The 19,982-nt window shown below is 72.0% G+C and carries 17 protein-coding genes; 8 read left to right on the forward strand and 9 right to left on the reverse strand.

Annotated features, from left to right (window positions below; translation table 11 throughout):
- Positions 1 to 32 precede the first annotated feature (32 nt).
- Both ACLJQE_RS11220 and ACLJQE_RS11225 read left to right on the forward strand, forming a co-directional pair.
- Entirely contained in the window at positions 33 to 1,124 is a 1,092-nt protein-coding gene (locus ACLJQE_RS11220; protein WP_410639083.1) for a J domain-containing protein, read from the forward strand.
- 22 nt (positions 1,125 to 1,146) lie between these two features.
- On the forward strand, positions 1,147 to 1,941 hold the full coding sequence (locus ACLJQE_RS11225; protein ID WP_410639084.1) for a LysE family translocator: 795 nt from the start codon (positions 1,147 to 1,149) through the stop codon (positions 1,939 to 1,941).
- A 46-nt stretch (positions 1,942 to 1,987) separates the two neighbouring features.
- Here the strand turns inward: ACLJQE_RS11225 and ACLJQE_RS11230 are convergent, their stop codons facing one another.
- Positions 1,988 to 4,456, reverse strand: a complete 2,469-nt coding sequence (locus ACLJQE_RS11230; RefSeq protein WP_410639182.1) for a M14 family zinc carboxypeptidase — start codon at positions 4,454 to 4,456, stop codon at positions 1,988 to 1,990.
- Positions 4,457 to 4,638: 182 nt separating this feature from the next.
- On the opposite strand from ACLJQE_RS11230, the gene ACLJQE_RS11235 reads away from it, so the two are divergent.
- The 3 genes from ACLJQE_RS11235 to ACLJQE_RS11245 all read left to right on the forward strand — a co-directional run bounded on the left by ACLJQE_RS11235 (position 4,639) and on the right by ACLJQE_RS11245 (position 7,432).
- Entirely contained in the window at positions 4,639 to 5,295 is a 657-nt protein-coding gene (locus ACLJQE_RS11235; protein ID WP_410639085.1) for a DUF998 domain-containing protein, read from the forward strand.
- 206 nt (positions 5,296 to 5,501) lie between these two features.
- A complete protein-coding gene (locus ACLJQE_RS11240; protein WP_410639086.1) occupies positions 5,502 to 6,803 on the forward strand; it encodes a cytochrome P450 in 1,302 nt (433 codons plus the stop codon).
- Positions 6,800 to 7,432, forward strand: a complete 633-nt coding sequence (locus ACLJQE_RS11245) for a TetR/AcrR family transcriptional regulator C-terminal domain-containing protein (RefSeq protein ID WP_410639087.1) — start codon at positions 6,800 to 6,802, stop codon at positions 7,430 to 7,432. The genes ACLJQE_RS11240 and ACLJQE_RS11245 overlap by 4 nt, the downstream gene beginning before the upstream one ends.
- Here ACLJQE_RS11245 and ACLJQE_RS11250 read toward each other — a convergent pair.
- From ACLJQE_RS11250 to ACLJQE_RS11270, 5 genes are all read right to left on the reverse strand, one after another.
- Entirely contained in the window at positions 7,429 to 8,076 is a 648-nt protein-coding gene (locus ACLJQE_RS11250) for a GTP pyrophosphokinase family protein (RefSeq protein WP_410639088.1), read from the reverse strand. The genes ACLJQE_RS11245 and ACLJQE_RS11250 overlap by 4 nt on opposite strands.
- Before the next feature lie 199 nt (positions 8,077 to 8,275).
- A complete protein-coding gene (locus ACLJQE_RS11255; RefSeq protein ID WP_410639089.1) occupies positions 8,276 to 9,673 on the reverse strand; it encodes a hypothetical protein in 1,398 nt (465 codons plus the stop codon).
- A 99-nt stretch (positions 9,674 to 9,772) separates the two neighbouring features.
- Positions 9,773 to 10,645, reverse strand: a complete 873-nt coding sequence (locus ACLJQE_RS11260; RefSeq protein WP_410639090.1) for an LLM class F420-dependent oxidoreductase — start codon at positions 10,643 to 10,645, stop codon at positions 9,773 to 9,775.
- Positions 10,646 to 10,712: 67 nt separating this feature from the next.
- A complete protein-coding gene (locus ACLJQE_RS11265; protein WP_410639091.1) occupies positions 10,713 to 12,017 on the reverse strand; it encodes an alpha/beta hydrolase fold domain-containing protein in 1,305 nt (434 codons plus the stop codon).
- 151 nt (positions 12,018 to 12,168) lie between these two features.
- Entirely contained in the window at positions 12,169 to 13,170 is a 1,002-nt protein-coding gene (locus ACLJQE_RS11270) for a hypothetical protein (RefSeq protein ID WP_410639092.1), read from the reverse strand.
- Between the two features lie 59 nt (positions 13,171 to 13,229).
- Between ACLJQE_RS11270 and ACLJQE_RS11275 the strand changes: the two genes are divergently transcribed.
- From ACLJQE_RS11275 to ACLJQE_RS11285, 3 genes are all read left to right on the forward strand, one after another.
- Positions 13,230 to 13,811 (forward strand): TetR/AcrR family transcriptional regulator, encoded by a 582-nt coding sequence (locus tag ACLJQE_RS11275; protein ID WP_410639093.1) that lies wholly within the window; start codon positions 13,230 to 13,232, stop codon positions 13,809 to 13,811.
- 163 nt (positions 13,812 to 13,974) lie between these two features.
- A complete protein-coding gene (locus ACLJQE_RS11280; RefSeq protein WP_410639094.1) occupies positions 13,975 to 17,109 on the forward strand; it encodes a family 43 glycosylhydrolase in 3,135 nt (1,044 codons plus the stop codon).
- Positions 17,110 to 17,251: 142 nt separating this feature from the next.
- Positions 17,252 to 17,584, forward strand: coding sequence for a hypothetical protein (locus ACLJQE_RS11285; protein ID WP_410639095.1), 333 nt, complete (start codon positions 17,252 to 17,254; stop codon positions 17,582 to 17,584).
- A 219-nt stretch (positions 17,585 to 17,803) separates the two neighbouring features.
- Here the strand turns inward: ACLJQE_RS11285 and ACLJQE_RS11290 are convergent, their stop codons facing one another.
- From ACLJQE_RS11290 to ACLJQE_RS11300, 3 genes are all read right to left on the reverse strand, one after another.
- Positions 17,804 to 18,682 carry a CU044_5270 family protein gene (locus ACLJQE_RS11290; protein ID WP_410639096.1) on the reverse strand — a complete coding sequence of 293 codons (879 nt, stop codon included), beginning with the start codon at positions 18,680 to 18,682 and terminating at the stop codon, positions 17,804 to 17,806.
- Complete coding sequence (locus ACLJQE_RS11295) at positions 18,675 to 19,265, reverse strand: RNA polymerase sigma factor (protein ID WP_410639097.1); 591 nt, start codon at positions 19,263 to 19,265, stop codon at positions 18,675 to 18,677. The genes ACLJQE_RS11290 and ACLJQE_RS11295 overlap by 8 nt, the downstream gene beginning before the upstream one ends.
- A gap of 101 nt (positions 19,266 to 19,366) precedes the next feature.
- Positions 19,367 to 19,846, reverse strand: a complete 480-nt coding sequence (locus tag ACLJQE_RS11300) for a MarR family winged helix-turn-helix transcriptional regulator (protein WP_410639098.1) — start codon at positions 19,844 to 19,846, stop codon at positions 19,367 to 19,369.
- Positions 19,847 to 19,982 lie beyond the last annotated feature (136 nt).

Raw genomic sequence — 19,982 nt, forward strand, 5'->3', positions numbered from 1 at the left:
AAAGTCTTCGCGCAGCCATCGGAGGTGACCGCGTGCCCGACGTCGACTACTACGAGGTGCTCGGCCTCCGCCGCGACGCCACGGCGGCCGACGTCAAGACGGCCTATCGCCGGCTGGCCAAGACCATGCACCCGGACGGCGGCGGCACGGTCGGCACGTTCCGGCTGCTGCGCGAGGCCTACGACGTCCTCGGCGATCCGGTGGCCCGCGCGCGCTACGACTCCGGCGGCGCGACCGTGGTGCCGGTGCCGGTCCGGCCGCGTCCCCGGCGGCGCTTCGGCGACGAGCCCGGCTTCGTCCCCGACCTGCCCGAGCTGGACGCCGAGGACCTGAGCTGGTGGCACTTCGCCGGCGAGGACACCCGGATGCGGCACGGCCGCCGCCGCGGGCCGGGGCACACGCCGGTGGTCGCCGCGGTGGCCGGGATGGTGCTCGTGCTGCTGCCGCTGGTCACCGGGGCCGGGTTCTCGCCGCCGATGCTCGTCGTCTGGCTGCTGCTGACGGCGGGCACGGCGCTGCTGGTCCAGCGGCTGGCGCGCGGGTACCTGCGGGCCGCGAAGGCGCGCGAGGCGTACGCCGAGGAGTTCGGCGGCCGCACGGTGTTCGGCGCGCCCGGCATCGAGCGCGACGAGCTGGCCGAGCGGCTCACCGCCGACCTGCTCGAGGGCTACCTGACCCGGCTGCCGGGCGCCCGCATCTTCCACGGGCTCGCCTGGCCGGGCTCGGTGTTCGCCGACGTCGACCACGCGGTGCTGTGCGGCAAGCGGCTGGTGCTCATCGAGTCCAAGCTGTGGCTGCCGGGCCACTACGAGACGGCGGAGGACGGCAGGCTGCTGCGCAACGGCCGCCCGTTCCGCGGCGGCGGCAGCCGGCTCACCGAGAGCCTGGCGGCCTACCGCGGCCTGCTGCCGGGCGTGGCGTTGCGGGGCGCGATGATCGTGTACCCGAGCCGCAGCGGCGACCTGACGACGGCCGACCCGGGTGACCTGCCGGTCGCCCCGATGACGCCGGAGGAGTTCCTGCACGAGATCGGCGAGTGGCTGGCGGCGGATCCGTCCACAGTGGACCACGAGATCCTGCGAACGCTGCGCGACCAGGTGGTCGGCGGCGGCCGGGCGGCATGAGCCCGGTCCCGAGCGCCCCAATGTGGCCTTCGGTGCGCTCAACGCACCCAAGGTGGCCTTCGGTGCGCTCAACGCACCCAAGGTGGCCTTCGGTGCGCTCAACGCACCCAAGGTGGCCTTCGGTGCGCCCAACGCACCCAAGGCCACCTTGGGGCGCTCGCCGGCGCGGGAGTCCGGTCCGCCTCGACTCGGCGCCGTGAGCCCCGCCGCGACCCTCGGCACCGTCCTGCTCGCCTACCTCCCGGCCGCGGTCACGCCCGGCCCCAACTTCGTCCTCATCGCCCACACGGCGGCCACCGGGACGCGGCGGACCGCGATCGCGCTCGCGCTCGGGGTCGTCGCCGCGGGCGGGCTGCTGGCCGCGGTGGCCGTCTTCGGGCTGGGTGGCGTGCTCGCCCGCACGCCGTGGCTGGCGACGGCGTTGCGCGTCGCCTGCGGCGGTTATCTGGCCTGGCTGGGGGTGCGGCTGTGGTGGCGGGCCCCCAAATCCGTGGAGCCGCCGGGCCGGGACGGTGTGGCAGCCCCGCACGGCAGCGCGTTCGGCCGCGGGGTCCTCAGCAACCTGACCAACCCCAAGGCCGCCGCGTTCTTCGGCAGCGTCCTCACCGCGGCCCTCCCGCCCACCGAACCCACCGCCGTCAAGGCCGCCGCCGTCGCGCTGATCGTCGCCGCCTCGGCCGCCTGGCACCTGAGCGTGGCCGTGCTGTTCTCCTCCCCCGCCACCCAACGCTGGTACACCCGCGCCGAACCGGCCCTCAACCGCGTCGTGGGCACGATTCTCGTCGTCCTCGGCGTCATCCTCGCCACCACGCCGTGAAGGCCTCCCCGCGCGAGCGAGGAGGCCTTCACGGATTACGCGGGAACTACCGGACGCCGCCCGAAGCGCGCTGCTTCTGCGCGTGCGCGGAGCGGGTGCAGACCTCGCCGACGTCGACCGTCTGGCCGCGGTCGACGAAGACGTCGGCCACGCCGACGAGCTTGCCGTTCGGCGACGAGCAGGTCAGCTGGTAGGCCTCCTTCGTCCCGTAGGTCGGCGGGATCGGCGACGAGAACGACACGTCGCCGGTCCAGTCGTCGACCGCATCCGGGTTCGCCTGGTCGTAGTTGACCACCACGGCCTTGTAGTCGCCGGCCGGCGGGTCGAACAGCACGGCGTGTTCGGCCGTCGTGCCGCCGTTGGCCGACGAGCTGACCAGGTTGCCCGCCGAGTCGTAGATGTACAGGTCCCAGTCGGTCGAGGTGCTCGCCCAGTTGATGTTGACGCTGAACTTCCCGTTGTCGACCTTCGGCAGGCCGTCGACGTGGAAGGTGAACGAGTCACCCGCGGGGTCGGCCGGGTAGTTCTGGTTGATCGGCGGCACGCCCGCCGGGTTGGTGACCGCGAAGCCCTGCTGCGCGGGGCCCTGCGGGTCGCGCCCGTACCGACCGGCCACGTACGGCCGCGTCGACGGGTTGACCGACCAGGCGAAGCGCCCGCCGGTGGCGGTGAACTTCGAGGTCAGGTCGTCGGTGATGTAGATCGGCGGCTTGGTGGTGCCGTCGGCCTGGATCACCGGCGACGTCGGCGTCTGGAACGTCTTGTGCAGCTTGAGCTGGTAGTTCTTCGGCGCCGAGCCGATCAGCGTCGAGTGCTGCTGCGGGTCGGCCGCGTTGCCGAGCATGTCCAGGAACGCCTGGCGGTTGCCGCCCTTGCCGGCGCCGGTCGACGGGGCCAGGCCCGCGTACTCGGCCACGACGCTGTCGGCGTAGGGCCCGTGGAAGCCGTTGCCGCCGACCTCGATGGTGAAGCCCCAGCCGCCGGTGGCCCAGTACGACCAGTCCTCGGTCGTGCCGGTGGTGTCGTAGAGCGCCCAGCTCGGCTCGCTGGTGTAGCCGTTGCGCGAGGCCAGCTTGTCGCCGAGGGCCTTGTACTGCGGCTCCTCCAGCGGCGGGCGGACGTCGGCCACGCCCGGCGGGCGCAGCACCAGCGCCGCGACGGTGTGCATCGTGATCAGGTTGGTCACCTGGCGCGAGGACACGATCGAGCGCACGTTGCGCACCTCGGGCTCGCTGAACGGCGCGGACCCGCGGTAGGTGTCGCCGCTCCAGGTCAGCTCGGCACCGGCGCCGCCCCAGAAGCCCCCGTAGTTGCGGTTGGGGTCGGTGCCCCGGACGCGCCCGCCCGGGTTCGCCTTGCACACGCCGGTCGCGAACTGCGGCGGCGAGTCGTTGACGTTGCAGTTCTTGCGCTTCATCTCGTAGTCGAACCGGGTGAAGTCGCCCTTGGGCTCGGCCTCGCGGGAGATCTCGAAGCCGTCCGGGTTGATGATCGGCACGACGATGTTGCGCGTCTTGCTCACCAGCCCGCGGATGGACGCGTCGCGCGAGTAGCCGTTGACCAGCTCGTACGCCCACTCGATGACGTGCTCACCCGCCGGCCACTCGCGGGCGTGGTGCACGCCCATGGTGAAGTTCACCGGCTTGCCGTCGGTCACGTTCTTGACGTCGGTGGCGATCTCGACGCCGACGACGTCACGGCCTTCCCACGTCGGCTCCGGCAGTGTGAAGACCGAGACCAGGCCAGGGTTCTTGCGGGCCAGCTCCTTCAGCTCGAAGTTGTACTCGTAGAGGTGCCGGTAACCGGTGCGCCCGGACGGCAGCGCCGAAGCGGCGGTCTGGGCGGCGTACTGGCGGTCGGTCTTCGCGTCCTGGACGGACTTGGCCGACAGGTCCGCCTCGATGACCTTCGACTTGAAGCCGCTGTCCTTCAGCGTTTTGCGGTCGGCGTCGCCGGCGAGGACGACCTCGACCCCGGTCGCGTCACCCTTCTCCGTGACGTCGAGGCCGAGGGCGGTCAGCTTCTTCTTGTCGGCGCGCGTGGGCGTCTCGACGCGGACGAGCTCCGCGCGCTGGGTCGCCGGCGCGGCGCCGGTCGGCGTGCCCTGCGGCGTCAGCGCCAGGAAGTCGACACCGAGCTGGGCCTGGCCGGCCGAGCCGCCGTACCGGCAGCCCTGGACGACGAGCTCCTGCCCCTTCTTCACGAAGCTTTCGGCGAGTTCGTAGCTGCGCAACGCCGTCGAGGCGGCGACCACGGCGCCGGTGGTCTTGTCGAACACGGCGACGTCCCAGTCGCCCGCCGCACCCTGCGCCGGCTTGAGCCGCGCCTGGACGAGGCCGTCCACGGTGGACGTCAGTTCGCGGCGATCGGTGCCCGCGGTGCCCTTGGGCAGCACTTTCGCGAAGCACGAGCGGGCCACCGGCTTGTCGGCGCGCAGGATGTTCTGCGCCGCGCCCGCCGTGCCCGAAGGCAACGCGACGAACGCTCCGGCCAGTGCGACGGCCGAAGCCAGCATCACCAGCCGTCTTGGTGAATTCCCCACAGGAAGCGACCTCCTTGACAGGCCGGCACGCACGGACGTACCGGTAGCGGAGGACCATAATGGAGGAAATCCGGCCGCGGACACCGCCGTAAGTCGGACAGCGTTCAACCGGATTTTCACGGGGAGTTCAACCACCGGTCGGCTACTGTCGGTCCATGGTCACGTTCCCTGCGCGACGGGTGTCGGTCGCGGTCTCGCTGACGGGCATCGCGGCCTTGGTGATCGGCGCCGGCCTGGTGCTGTTGCTGCAGGTCATCCCGCCGACCGACCAGATCAGCGTCACCCGCCGCACGATCAGTGAATACGGCTTGTCCGACCACAAGTGGGTCTTCGACACCGCGGTGCTCCTGGTCGCCCTCGGCTCGGCGGCCGGCCTGCTGGTCCTGCACCGCCAGCGTCGGCTGCCGGTGCCCGCGGCCATCCTCGGGACACTGTGGACAGTCGGGCTGCTGGTCATCGTGGCGTTCCCCAAGCCGGACTGGGCGACGGTCTCCCGCGCGGACTTCGGCGGCACGCTGCACCGCATCGCGAGCGTGGTGGCGTTCGTGGCCCTGCCGCTGGCGGTCCTGGTCGCGGCGCGCACGGCGTTCCCGTCGTCACCGGGCCGCCGGTGGCTGGCGATCGTGCTGGCCATCGGGTCGCTGGGCTGGTTCGCGGTGATCGTCGGCGCGGTGGTGGTGGCGGCACTGGAGGACGGCCGCTGGTGGACGCTCATCCCGCTCGGCCTGGTGGAACGCGGGATGGCGCTGACGGAGCTGGTCGCGCTGGGCGTGCTGCTGGCGCCGGTGGGCGCACCCGCGGACGATCGGTGATCAGGCGAGATCCGGCTCCACGGTCTCCACCAGCCGCGGGCCGGGTCGCCCGCGTCGGCACTGTGGCGCAGCAGCGCGATCAGCTCGTGGTGCTGGTCCGCGAACGCGGTCATCGTCGCCACCACCTCGTAGTGCGGAAGTGATCGAGCACCAGCTTCTGCCGGGCGATAACCTACGCTGTAGGCACGCCGACCGGAAGGGACGCCATGACCGCAGCACTGGCCTGGACGAAACCCGTCGTCCGCTGGGGCCTCGGCCACGCGCTCCCCCGGACCGTGCTGCGCCGCGAAGCCCGGCGCGGTGACCTGCAGGGACGGATGGTGGTCGCCGCGGCCGAGGGCCGGGACCTGACCGGCCTGTTCGAGGAGATCCGCGACGCCGGCCCGCTCGCGCGCACCCGCTTCGGCTGGATGACCACCACGCACGCCGCGGTCCGGGAAGTGCTCGCGAGCGAGGACTTCCGCGTCGGCGTCCTCGGGTCCGACGGCTCGGCGCTCGGCCGGCTGGTCGAGTGGTCGGCCGGCCAGCACCTGCACCCGGTGCGGCCGCCGTCGCTGCTGGCCGTCAACCCGCCCGAGCACACCCGCTACCGCAAGCTGGTCACCGGCGTGTTCACCGTGCGCGCGGTCGAGCAGCTGCGCGGCCGGGTGCAGGAGATCGCGGACGGCCTGCTCGACGCGCTCGACCCCGGCACCCCGCTCGACCTCGTCGAGGCCTACTGCGGGCTGCTGCCGGTGACGGTCATCAGCGAGATCCTCGGCGTGCCGCCGTCGGACCTCGGCAAAGTGCTTTCACTGGGTGCGGCCGCGGCACCCAGCCTCGACCTCGGGCTCGGCTGGCGCACGTTCCGCCACGTCGAGACGGCGCTGGCCGAGTTCGACACCTGGCTCGGCGAGCACCTCGAGCACTTGCGCCGGAACCCCGGCAACGACCTGTTCAGCAAGCTCGTCGCGGCCCGTGACGGCGGCGTCGGCCTCACCGAGACGGAGCTGAAGTCCACCGCGGGCCTGGTGCTGGCGGCGGGTTTCGAGACGACGGTCAACCTGCTCGGCAGCGGCATCGCGCTGCTCGCGGGTGATCCGGAGCAGCTCGCCGTGCTGCGCGAACGGCCGGAGCTCTGGGGCAACGCCGTCGAGGAGGTGCTGCGGTACGACCCGCCGGTCCTGCTCACCGGCCGCGTGTCGACGCGCGCGACCGAGGTCGCCGGGGTTCCGCTGCCGCGCGGGGCGCTGGTCACGACCGTGCTGGCGGGCGCCAACCGCGACCCCGGCGTGTTCGCCGAGCCGGCCGTCTTCGACGTCACCCGGAGCGGCGCGCGCGACCACGTGTCGTTCGGCGCCGGCCGCCACCACTGCCTGGGTGCGTCGCTGGCGCGCATGGAGGGGGAAATCGGCCTGCGCACGATCTTCGACCGGTTCCCCGGCTTGCGCGTGCTGCCCGGGGGCCGCCGCCGGTCGACGCGCATCCTGCGGGGTTACGAGAACCTGCCCGCGGTGCTCGTCCCGTGACCACCCGGCGTGGCCGGCCACCCAAGAGCGTCTTGTCACGCGACCGGATCCTGCTCGCCGGGCTCACCCTGGTCGACGAGGAGGGCTTGGCCGCCGTCAGCATGCGCAAGCTTGCGCGGCGGCTCGACGTCGACCCGATGAGCCTGTACAACCACGTCGACGGCAAGGACGCGCTGCTGGACGGGATCGCCGAGATCCTGCTCGCCGCGATCCCCGCGCCGCCCCCGGATGCGGGCCTGCGGGACACGATGTCGGCGCTGGCGCACGGGTTCCGGGCCGCGATGCTCGGGCATCCGCGGGCGGCACCGCTCGTGCTCACCCGCCGGCTCGCGTCGGTGACGGCACTGGCGCCGGTGGAGGCGGTGCTCGCCCCGCTGCTCGCCGCGGGCTTCCCGCCCGAGCGCGCGGTGCACGGGCTGCGGGCCGTGCTGGCGTTCCTCATCGGCACGTTGATGCGCGAGGTCGACGCCGCGCCGACGTTCGGCGGCAGCGCCCGCCGGCTCGCGGACCTCGAAGGCTCCGGGCTGCCCGCCGTTTCCGCGGCGGCGCCGTACCTGGCGGTGTGCGACCACGAAGCGGAGTTCGAATTCGGGCTGCGGATCATGCTCGACGCCCTCGGCGAGCCTTAGCGGATCCGTTCGTGCAGCGCGGCCATCCGGCTGTCGAGGTCGGCCGCCGTCCTGGCCGCCGCCGCGAGTTCGCCGGCGAAGTCGGGCGGGACGCTGTCGGGGTACTTGTACGAAAGCTTGTGCTCGACCGCCGCCCAGAAGTCCATGGCGATGGTGCGCAGCTGCACCTCCACCTTGACCTTTTCCACCCGGTCGGACAGGAAGACCGGGATCCGGACGATGAGGTGCAGGCTGCGGTAGCCGTTCGCCTTCGGGCTCGCGATGTAGTCCTTGGTGCGCAGCAGTTCGACGTCGTCCTGCACGGTGAGCATCCGGGCGACTTCGTGGACGTCGGAGACGAACGGGCACACCACCCGGATCCCGGCGATGTCGTCGAGCGCGGCGGCCGCGGAGACCCAGTCACCGGTCAGCCCACGGCGACGCACCTTTTCCTTGATCGCCTCCGGCCGCTTGACCCGGCTCGTGATGTGCTCGATCGGGTCGTGCCGGTGGACGAAGTCGAACTCCTCGCTGAGGATCCGCAGTTTCGTCATCAGCTCTTCGATGGCGAACTTGTACATCAGGAGGAACCGCGGGAGCTGCCCGGCAACGGCGAGCTCGTCGGCCGCCTCGCGCAGGTCCTCGGCCGCCGGGTCGGTGGTCACTCAAGCCTCGTGCTGTCGTCGGTCGTTTCCGGGCGCCAGGGTACTGCGCGCTGCCCGGAGAACGAACGGCGACGGGCCGGAGTTCCCGCCGGTCACCGGTTCGGGTCACCATGGGGTGCACCGTCGGTCCGGCCCCGCGCCACCGGTGCGGCCGGTCCCGGACCGGGGCGTGGGGCCGCCGGTCCGGGTCCGGTGCTGCTCAACGTCCCGCGGGCGCCTTTCCGGCTTCGGCCACCGCGGCGGCGACGCACTGGGCCGCGGCCGCGCCGGCCGCCTCGGCCTTTTCGCCGGCGTTGTCGTCGGCGTTCTCGGCGTCGGCGTTGTTCTCGGCCTTGTTCTCGGCCTTCTGCTCCTGGGCCTTCTGGTCCTGCGCGTTTTGCTTCTCTTCGGCGGCCATGCCCTGCTGCTCTGCGGCAGCGGGATCGACGGCCTGGGCAACGCAGTCCAGGATGCCCGCGCAGTCCTGCGCGGAGAGGACGATCTTGGCCGCGCCTTGCTGCTCACCGGCCATGCCGTGCTGCTTCGCCGCGTCCTTCTGACCGGCGGCTTCCTTCTTGGCGGCCTTGCCGTTCTCGCCGGCACCGTTCTCGTCGGCCCCGTTCTCGGCCGCCATGCCGTTCTCGTCGGCCATGCCGTTCTCGGCGGCAGCGTTGTTCTTGCCGGCCTTGCCGTTCCGGTCGGCGGCGGCGCCCATGCCGTTCTCCGCGGCCATCCCGTCCTGGCCGGCCTCGTTCTCCGCAGCCATGCCGTTCTCGTCGGCCGCGCCCTGCTGGTCGGCCATGCCCTTTTGGGCGGCTTCGCCGTTTTCCTCGGCCTTGCCGTTCTCGTTCGCCATGGCGTTTTCGCCGGCCACACCGGTGGCCTGGGCCAGGCACTTCTCGACCACTTCGCACGCCTGGACGGCAGCGGCGTCCTGAGCAGCCGCGTCCTCACCGGCCATGCCGTTTTCCTCGGCCGCGTTTTCCTCGGCCGCACCCTTCTCGGCCGCACCCTTCTTGCCGGCCGCACCGTTCTCGGCCGCCGCACCCTTCTTGCCCGCCATGCCGTTCTCGGCCGCCGCACCCTTCTCCGCCGCGATGCCGTTCTCGTCGGCCGCGCCGTCCTCGGCCGCCATGCCGTTCTCGTCGGCCGCGCCGTCCTCGGCCGCCATGCCGTTCTCGTCGGCCTCGTTCGCCGCCGCCTTGCCCTTCTGCTGTGCCTTTGCGGCACCGGCTTCACCCTGGTCGGCAGCCTCGTCGCGAGCCTCGGCCGCGTTCCCGGCCTCGACGATCGCCGCGCACTGGGCGGCCACCTCGTTCGCCGCCACCTGGTTGGCGCAGCCCGCTTCCTCGCGTTGCTGCTCGATCTGGTCGACCACCGCCTGGCGGTTGGCCATGCGGGCTTCCGACTGGGCGTCCGGGGCGGTGCGCTGGCTCGCGATGAACGTCAGGTTGTTCCGCAACGCCGTGTCCAGACCGCCGCACCGCTCCGTGGCCGCGTTGCTCGCCGGGCTGGTCAACGCGATCGCCGTCGCCGTTGCGCCCGCTACGCCCACCAGTGCGGCGAGCCCGATCGTCGCGGGCTTGCGGTGTCGTCCGGTCGTGCGCACGTGGGGCATATGCCCCTCCTCTCTGGTCGCCACCTCACCAGGGCACACGGACAAAACGGCGAAGCGGTTCACCCGAAAGGAGAATTCCTCCGGTGTCCATTGTGGACGTCAGAGTTCGGCCAGCTGCGGCACGGCCGGAGCCATGCCCTCGATCCACGCGGCGGGCGAACCCGTGGTCGGGGTGACGATCGCCGTCTGCACGCCGAGTTTCGCGTAGCCTGCCATCGCGCGGACGAAGTCGTCGCGGGTTTCCGGTGCCGGACGCGGGTTGTTGGCCAGGATCGTCTTGCGGATCGCGTCGTAGTCGCGGCCGAGGTCGTCGCAGTGGCGGCGCAGCACGTCGAGCTTGTGCGCGACGTCCTCCGGCGACGTACCGAAAAGGTTGCACGCGTCGCCGTACTGGGCGACCAGCCGCAGCGTCTTGCGCTCCCCGCCGCCGCCGACGAGGACCTTCGGCCGGTTGATCGGCTGCGGCGAGCACAGTGTTTCGGCCAGCCGGTAGTGCTTGCCCTCGAACGGGCCGTTGTCCGCCGGGTCCCACATCTGCGCGCAGACGCGCAGCGTCTCCTCCAGCCTCTCGAACCGCTCGGCGATCGGCGGGAACGGCACGCCCATCCCCCGGTGCTCGCGCTCGAACCACGCGGCCCCGATGCCGAGGACGGCCCGGCCGCCCGAGAGGACGTCGAGGGTGGTCACGATCTTCGCCAGCAGCCCGGGGTGCCGGTAGGTCACCCCGGTGACGAGCAGGCCGAGGTCGATCCGGGACGTGTGCGCGGCGAGGTAACCGAGCGTGGTGTAGCCCTCCAGCATGTTCGACTCGGCGGGCAGGCCGGTGGGCTCGATCTGGAAGTAGTGGTCCATGAAGGACAACCAGGTCGCCCCCGCCTCCTCCGCCGCGGCACCCACGCGGGCGAGCTCACCGGCGATGGCGGTCGTCCCGCCGTCGATGTCGAAAATGGGCAGGTGGAAGCCGAGTTCCATGAAATGCACTCCTGAGGTGGTCGGTGTGCTCCCACGCTAGGACCTGGAGCGCGCTCCAGCGCAAGCCTCAATTCACGGCCGCGGCGAAGAAGTCCGCGACCGCGCGTTCGGACACCGGGCCCTCGGTCACCGGCACCCCCGCCGCACGCAGGCGGGCGGCGAACTCGGCCGACTTCCGGCCGCCGTTGCCCAGCAGGAACGGCGGTGCGCCCGGGCCGGCGTAGGTCAGCGGGCTCGCGGCGCGCAGGGCCGACGGCGAGCGGCCCAGCGCCATGAGCACCGACGCGCGGGTGAGCGGATCCAGGCCGGCGAGGTCGAAGCCCGCTGGAGCCGCCAAAGCCGCCACCGCGCGGACCGTGCTGTCCTGGCCCGGGTACTGGCCGGCGTCCTGACCACGCGCGACGCCGAGCAGCGACGCCAGGGTGCCGCCCGTGCCGGTGCCCGCCACCGCGATCCGGGCCGGGTCGACGGCCAGCGCGGCCGCGTTGGCCTTGAGGAACCGGACCGCGCACCGGGCGTCGGCGAGCGGGGCGGGCCACGGCGCCGCGGGCGCGAGCCGGAAGTCGATCACGGCGACCGCGAACCCGCGGGCGGTCAGCTCGTCGCGCAGCGGGCCCCACCGCGAGCCGGCGAGCAGCGCCCCGGGCCCGGTCGGCTTGCGGTTGCCCAGGACCAGCCCGCCGCCGTGCAGGAGGAGCACCACCGGGACCGGCGGCCCGCCCGCCCGCTGCCGGTGGATGTCCATGGCCAGCGGAACTCCGCCGGGACGGCAGTACTCGACCGTGCCAGGACCCGGGTCGAGCAACGTCGAAGCGGCGGGTCCGGTGCTGCTGTCACCGGCCGCGACGGCACCCGCCACGCCGGTCGCGAGCACCGCCACCAGCACGGGGAACAGCACGATCCACGCCGTCACCCGCCGCGCCGCCGACGGCCACGGGTGCGCCCGCCGCCGGGCCACGACGAGGAAGCCGAACACCGCGACGACCTGCAGCCCGGCGGCCACGTAGTCGGTGAACCCGGCCACCGTGTCCGCCGGCTGCCAGGGGTCGAACCGCGTCAGCAGCCCCAGCGGACGGCTGACCACCCACAGCGCGAGCGCCCCGGCCGCCGCGAGCGCGCCGAAGTGCGCCGTCTTGCGCGTCGGCCACCCGAGCGCCGCGACGGCGGCGATGATCCCGACGGCGGCCACCGCGCCGAACAGCATCGCGTACAGCTGCCAGACCCGCCACAGCGCGGGCAGCGCGGCCGCCGGGACCACCGCGCCGCCGAGAGCCGCGAAGACGGCCGTGACCAGCACCGGACCGCGGCGCAGCGCCGTCGGCACGGTCGACGGCGGGCGGTACGCACCACGCTGCCCGCCGACGACCGTCATGCCGCCAGTGTCACCCCACTCGCGCGAACGCGCACCTACTTGCGGGCCGCCGTGTGGTTCCGGAGCAGCAGGTGGGTGGCGAGCGAACGCGGGGCCGTCCGGCGGGGGCGGGATTCCGGGCATCGTCGGTGTGTCTTTGCCGCGACGGAATTCATCGGACCGCGTAGCAGCCGGCCAGCGCTCCGAACGCCGCCTTCGGCTCCCACGGGACACCCGGGTACGTCGTCCCCGATCCCTCCTCCAGCACCTTCACCACGCCCCAGCTCGCCATGTCCAGGTCGGTCCGGGGATCGGCCCGGTGCACCAGCCCGTAGCACACGAACGTGCAGGCGAACGCCGCGTCGACACCTTCGGCCGTGAAGATCTCCACGAGCTCGCGGAGGTAGCGGGCCTGCTCCCCTTCGTCCCGGACGTAGTCGCCCTTCAGCCGGACCGGGACGCCGTCTTCGTGCTCGAGGATTTCGCCGCAGCGGGCCCCCAGCTCCGCCGCGCCCCGGTAGGGCGTCACGCCGAACTCCGTGATCGCCACCGGCTTGCCCGCCGCGACCAGGCTGCGGACGCCCTCGCGGTAGAGGTGCTCGACCTCCTTCGAACGGTGCGCGTCCACCGAGACGATGTCGAAGGGCGCCCAGTCGACGCGTTCCAGGGGAATCGCGGCGTACGTGACGCGGCCGCCGAACCGGGCCCGCACCACCTCGGCCGCATCGGCCAGGAACGCGTTGATCCGGTCCGGCAGCCCGGCGAGGAGCTCCCGCGACGCCAGGACGTTGTCCAGCCGCTCGGTGATGCTGCCGCCCGGCAGGAAGCCGTGGCAGAACAGGCTCAGCTCGGCGCCGGTGACGAACACGATCTCGGCGCCCGCCTCGCGGAGGCGTTCGGCCCGCGCGGCTCCGTCGGCGAAGAGGGCCAGGAGCTCTTCCGGGCCGCGGTCGCACGGGAACGGCGAGAACCACACCTCCAGCCCGAGTGCGGCCGCCTCGCGGGCGGCGAACTCGATCCGGTCCAGGTCGGTGCCGATCAGCCGCACCGCCGTGCAGTGCAGGTCGTCGCGGATGATCGTCAGCTCGCGGCGCACGAGGTCCGGGTCGAACGGACGGTTGACGCGCCCGCCGAGCTCGAATCCCGTGTCGTAACCGATGCCCTTGGCCCGCATGATTCCTCCGGTCTTTAGGGTACGGTCCGTACCGTACCTTAGAGGGCTAGGATGGTTCCATGGCGACACCGAAGACCCGGCGCCGGGGCACCGAACTGGAAGAGGCGATCCTGCGCGCGGCGGCGGCCGAACTCGCCGAAGCCGGCTACCCCGGCCTCACCATGGAACGGGTCGCCCAGCGCGCCGGCACCAACAAGAACGCGATCTACCGCCGCTGGCCGAACCGCGCCGCGCTCGGCGTCGCCGCCTACCGCCACCTGGCCGGGGACACGCTCAAGCCGCCCGGCACCGGCAACCTCCGCGAAGACGCGCTGACCCTGCTGCGAGCGATCAACTGCGGCCAGACTTCGCCCGCCGCGCGAGCTCTCCGCGGCCTCCTCACCGGCGTGGGCGAAGAACCCGAACTCCGGGAGCAGCTCCACGAACAGGCCGCCGCGGGGGGCGCCGCCGCTTGGCTGACCGTCGTCGAGCAGGCGGTGCACCGGGGCGAAGCCCGGCCGGAAGCCCGGCGCCCACGCGTCGCCACCGCGGCACTCGTGCTGCTGCGCAACGAATACCTCACACACGGACTGACCACAGTGGACGATGACGTCCTCGTCGAGATCGTCGACGAGGTCTTCTTGCCATTGGTGCAAGCCTGACGTCCCGCGCGGCGCACATCACGGAATTCCTGGCCCGCACAGGACCGGGCCCATCCTTCCGGCTCTTGACCACCGGAGGTACGCGACCTAAAGTCAGCGTACCCGTCCGCATGTTAACGTTAACATGCGCAGGTCCCCGACGTGCCCGAAGGAACCGACAACGATGAAGTTGTTCTCCCCACGCCGTTTCGGCGTCGTGCTGGCCGTCGCGGCCGCACTCGTCCCCCTCGGCGGCGCCGGTGCCGGCGCCGCACCGTCCGCCGGCACCGGCGTCCGCGCCGCGGCGAGCACGCTGTCGGTGCCCGGCATCGACGACGTCCGCGGCAATCTCACGCTGCCGGCGAGCGGCCCGGACGGCACGAGCGTGGCCTGGACGTCGTCCGCGCCGTCGGTGATCACCCCGACCGGTGAGGTCACCCGCCCGCCGACCGGCGCGGCCCCCGCGAAGGTCGAACTGACCGCGAAGGTCAGCCTCGGCCGCGAAAGCACCACCCGGCGGTTCACCGCGACCGTGGTGCCCAAGCCGGCCCAGGAACCCCTGGCCGGCTACAGCTTCTTCTACTTCACCGGCGAAGGCACCTCCAACGGCGAGCAGATCTACTCCGCCCTCAGCAAGGGCAACGACCCGCTGAACTGGACCGAGCTCAACAACGGCCAGCCGGTGCTCAAGTCGAGCCTCGGCGAACTGGGCGTGCGCGATCCGTTCATCCTGCGCTCCCCCGACGGCGACAAGTTCTACCTGCTGGCCACCGACCTGCGCATCTACGCCGGCCGCGGCTGGGACGCCGCCCAGCGCACCGGCAGCCGGTCGATCATGGTCTGGGAGTCCACCGACCTGGCGCACTGGTCGCGCCAGCGCAGCGTCCAGGTGTCCCCGCCGACCGCGGGCAACACCTGGGCCCCGGAGGCCTTCTGGGACGCCAAGCGCGGCACGTACGTCGTCTACTGGGCCTCGAAGCTGTACGCGGAGAACGACCCGAACCACACCGGGGACAGCTACAACCGGATGATGTACGCGACCACGCGCGACTTCGTCACCTTCAGTGCGCCGCAGGTGTGGATCGACCCGGGCTACTCGGTGATCGACTCGACGGTCATCAAGAACCAGGACACCTACTACCGGTTCACCAAGGACGAGCGCAACAACACCTCCTCGACGCCGTGCAGCAAGTTCATCACCGAGGAGAAGGCCACCGACCTGCTCGACCCGCGCTACGGCTTCGTCGCCGACTGCATCGGCAAGGCCACCGCGACCAGCCCCGGCCTGTCCGCGGGCGAAGGGCCGACCGGGTTCAAGTCCAACACCGAGAACAAGTGGTACCTGTTCATAGACGAGTTCGGCGGCCGCGGCTACGTCCCCTTCGAGACCACCGACCTGAACTCGGGCAAGTGGACGATGTCGGCCGGCGCGCACCTGCCCGCGTCACCGCGGCACGGCACGGTCCTGCCGGTCACGCAGGCCGAGATGAACCGGCTGAGCGCGCCCCCGGCGCCGGCGAAGGCCGACTCGAACGGGCTCGTCGCGCACTGGCCGCTCGACGCGAAGTCGGGCACGGTCGCGACCGACTCGACCGGGCACGGCTACGACGGCGCCCTCGCCGGTGACGTCTCCTGGGCCGGCGGCGCGCTGGCCTTCGGCGGCAAGAACGGGCACGTCCAGCTGCCGGACAACCTGCTCACCGGGGCCGCCGCGGCCACCGTGTCGGCCGACGTCCTGGTCGATCCGAACCAGCAGACGCCGTACTTCCTGTGGGGCCTGGGCAACACGGCGAAGGACGGCACCGGCAACGGCTACCTCTTCACCACCGGCGGCACCGCGAGCGGCGGGTTCCGCGGCGCCATCGCGACCGGCAACTGGACCACCGAGCAGGCGGCCGGAGCCGGCGGGTTGCCGCGCGGGGTGTGGAAGAACGTGACGCTCACCGTCGGCAACGGCGTCGAGGTGCTCTACCTGGACGGCGTCGAGGTGGCCCGCAACACCAGCGCCACGATCAAGCCGTCGGACCTCGGCGGCGGCGTCACGGCGGCGAACTACCTCGGCCGCTCGGTGTACGCGGGCGACAAGACCCTGACCGGCAAGATGAAGGACGTGCGGCTCTACAACCGGGCGCTGTCCGGGCTCGACGTCGCCGCGCTCCCGTCGAACAGCACCGCGATCCGGTCGGTGCAGCTCGACGCGCTCAAGACCCCGGCCGTCATCGACGCCGGTGCCGGGACGGTCGTGCTGCCGGTCAAGCCGGGCACCGACCTGCGCCGGCTCGCGCCGAAGTTCGGCCTGGCGCCGGGCGCGACGATCAAGCCGGACAACGGGAAGGCCGTCAACCTCAGCTCGCCGAAGCAGTTCACCGTGACCGGCGCCGGCGGCGACCGTCGCGTGTGGACGGTCGAGGCGCACGAGGTGCGCAGCCCGGTCCTGCCGGGCTACCACGCCGACCCGAACATCGTCGCATTCGGCGACACGTACTACCTGTACCCGACGACCGACGGCTTCGACGGCTGGAGCGGGACGAAGTTCTCGGCGTGGTCGTCGAAGAACCTCGTCGACTGGAAGGACGAGGGGGTCATCCTCGACCTGGGCAAGGACGTCAGCTGGGCGGACAAGAACGCCTGGGCGCCGACGATCGCGAAGCGGGACGGGAAGTACTACTTCTACTTCTGCGCCGAGGCCAAGATCGGCGTCGCGGTCAGCGACTCGCCGACCGGCCCGTTCGTCGACTCGGGCAAGCCGCTGATCGCGACGAACCCCGACGGCGGTCAGGCGATCGACCCGGCGGTGTTCATCGACCACACCGGAAAGCCGTACCTGTACTGGGGCAACGGCAACGCCTACGTCGTCCCGCTGAACGACGACATGGTGTCCTACGACCCGGCGAAGATCACCCGCCTGACCGGCCTGAACGACTTCCGCGAGGGCCTGTTCATGGTCGAGCGGAAGGGCACGTACTACCTCAGCTGGTCCATCGACGACACCCGCAGCCCGGACTACCGCGTCGGCTACGCCACGGCGCCGAGCCCCACCGGGCCGTTCACCAACCGCGGCCTGATCCTGAGCAAGGACGCGCACCTGGGCGTCCTCGGCACCGGGCACAGCTCGATGCTGCAGGTCCCGGGCACCGACGACTGGTACCTCGCGTACCACCGCTTCGGCATCCCGGGCGGCGACGGCACCCACCGCGAGACGACGATCGACAAGCTGACGTTCCGCCGCGACGGCACGATCGCCCCGGTCGTCCCGACGCTGGAAAGCGTGCGGCCGCAGCGGATCCCGTGGCACTGCGGAGCGGTCCGGGCCAGCTGACCCGAGGTGGGCCACTCGTCCGGGTGGCCCACCCGATGCGGTGAGACGGAGATCACGAGCGACGGCGTTTACCCCGGCTGGGCCGGGGTAAACCTCCGCCGTTCGGGTTGCTCCAGCTGCTTTCCGCCTCGGGAGTCGTTTGATGACCAGCGTCCTGACCGACAACCTCGGGAACTCGCGTCCGCTGTCCCGGCCGCGCCCGCGTCCGGTCACGTCCGACACGCTCGCTCAGCTCGGCCGCCTCGCCGCGCTGGCCGAGCTCGCCCGGCGCTCCTCGCCGTCCCTCATGCACCACGCGATCCTCGCCGGCACCTCCCCCGCCACGGTGGCGACGGCCGCGAAGATCGGCGTCGCCGAAGCGCACATCCGCCGGCACGAATGGGCCGACACGGCGGTCGGCCGAGACGAGTACCTCCGCGTCCACACCGCCTTCGCCGAAGCCGTCGTCGCCCGCCACACGGCCGTGGAGGAGTAGCCGTGCCCGTCACCACCGAAGAAACGACCCTGGCCGACCTGGCCGCGCTCGGCGACGCGGCCACCGAGCTGCTGGCCGAGATCACCGAACAGCTGGCGACCGTGGCTTCACGGCGCTGAGGCGCTTCACGGCGCTGAGCCGGCCGGCGCCGCCACACGGCGACGTGCAGGATCACCGCCAGGCACCAGCGTGAAAATTCCGGCCGCCGGCGCGCGGATGTCAGGGACGCTGCCCCACCTGGTCGACGTAGGTCTTCACCGTCACCGCGCTGTCGGTCGTGCCCAGGAACTGGTACGTGGTGGCGTCGAAGACCATCACCATCGGCTTGGCCGTCGAGAGCGAGCCGGGGGGATTCGGGAACGTGATCCCGACGCCCGGGCGCCCGGCGCCGTCGGTGACGTGGTCCAGGGCCGTCAGCCCCGGCACCTTCGCCGCCGCCTCGAACAGTGCCGCGTAGGACGCCGGCTGGAGGGCCTGCTCGGAGGCGAGGCCGTACACGTCCTTGCCGATGTAGGTGGCTTTGCCGTCGCGATCGCCGACCTTCTTGTTGAGGTAGGCCAGCATCGCGTCGGCCGTCGTCGGCAGGTCCGTCCGGTAGGCCGGCGAGGGCCGGCAATCCTCGAGCTTCCCTTCCGCGCGCGGGTCGTTCGTGCCGTACATCGGCGCCTTGCCGTCGCGGCAGCCACCGATCTTGGTGGTGCCGATCAGGCCGTCGCGGGTGCCGTCGACCGAGAACCAGACCTCGCGGTGGGGAGGAATGGCGTATTCGGTCTTCACGTACAGGAACTGGTCGGGGCGCGGCGGCTTGGCCGGCTCCTTCAGCGCGGTGCTCGCCGCCGCGGTCAGCACCTTGACCGGGTCGGCGTGCGCCACGCCGGGCCCGACACCGACCTGGTCGGCGGGGCCCAGCGCGACGACCGCGGTGATCGCCGCGGCCAGGCCGATCGAGGCGCCGGCGATCCAGAACCAGCGTCGCGGCCGGTGCCGCCGTTCGCCGCGCGCGGCGGCCAGCAGCCGCTCGCGGGCCGGGGCGAGGTGCTCCGCCGGCGCGAAGCCGACGGTTTCCGCGCGCTCGCGGATCAGGTCCAGTTCATCCATGATCCGAGGTCTCCTTCACGAAGTCGAGGGCGCCGAGCTCGGCGCGGACGCGGCCGCGAGCCCGGTTGAGCCGTGATTTGACGGTGCCGACGGGGATGCCGAGTGCCTCGGCGACTTCCTGGTAGGCCAGGCCTTCCGCGGCGACGAGCAGCAGGACGTCCCGTTCGCGGGGCCGCAGGGCGGCCAGGGCGCGGTCGAGCCGGTGGCCGAGGGCCTGGGCGCTGACCTGGTCGGCGACCCGGTCGGCGTGCCCTTCCTCGGTGGGCGGTGGCCCGACGGCCTGCCGGAGCTTCAGTTCGCGCACTTCGGTCCGCCGCTGCCGCGAGACGAGGTTGGTGGCGATGCCGTAGAGCCACGGTCTCGCGTCGGACCGGGCCGGGTCGAACTTCGCGCGCTTGTCGAAGGCGATCAGGAACGTGTCCGCCAGGACGTCGTCCGCGGCGGCCGGGCCCAGGCGCCGGGCCAGGTAGCGGTGGATGTGCCGGGAGTGGCGGTCGAAGATGACCGCGAACAGGCTCGGCTCGTGCCGCGACCGCGCCATCACGCTCGCGTCGTCGTCGGCATCGGTGTCTTCCGGGGTCATCGCCCGCCTTTCGATCCAGCCAGTGTCATGGGCTGTTCTCAGGCGGCGCGGAACGGGTTCCGGAATTCCCCGGGATCGGCGGCGGAAGTGGCGCAGGTCACTCAGGAGCAGCCGTCGGCGTCCCCGTCCGCGAGCATGCGGCGGTTCGCCTCGCCGAGGCCGTCGGCCAGCGCGCGCAGCTGCTCCGGCGACAGGACGTCGATCAGCAGTTCGCGGACCAGCGCGACGTGCCCGGGTGCGGCCTGCTCCAGCAGGGCCGCGCCTTCGTCGGTGAGCACGGCGTAGACGGCACGGGGATCGCTCGCGCACGCGCGGCGGCGCACCAGGCCGGCCCGCTCCAGCTGGCCGATCTGGTAGGTCAGCCCGCTCTTGGAGTTCGAGACGGCGCAAGCGAGCTCGGCCATCCGCAGCTCGTGGTCCGGGGCGCCGCTGAGCCGGGCGAGGATCACGTACTGCAGGTGGGAGATCCCGGAATCCTGCTTGAGCTGCTGGTCCAGCCGTCGGTTGAGCAGCTCGTAGGTGCCGAGGAACGCGTTCCAGGCGCGCTTCTCCTCGACGTTCAGCCACCGCGGACGACCCATGTCACAACCGTACCTGTTGTTCAAATTCGAACTCAAGGATGCGTTCGGGAGCCGACGACCGGCCCCGGCACGCAACCATTCCGGGCTCCCACCCGTGCATAAGAGTGTGAGGACCTCTTCGGATCGACGACGGCAG

The organism is Amycolatopsis sp. lyj-346 (assembly GCF_046548975.1).
Classification (GTDB): domain Bacteria; phylum Actinomycetota; class Actinomycetes; order Mycobacteriales; family Pseudonocardiaceae; genus Amycolatopsis.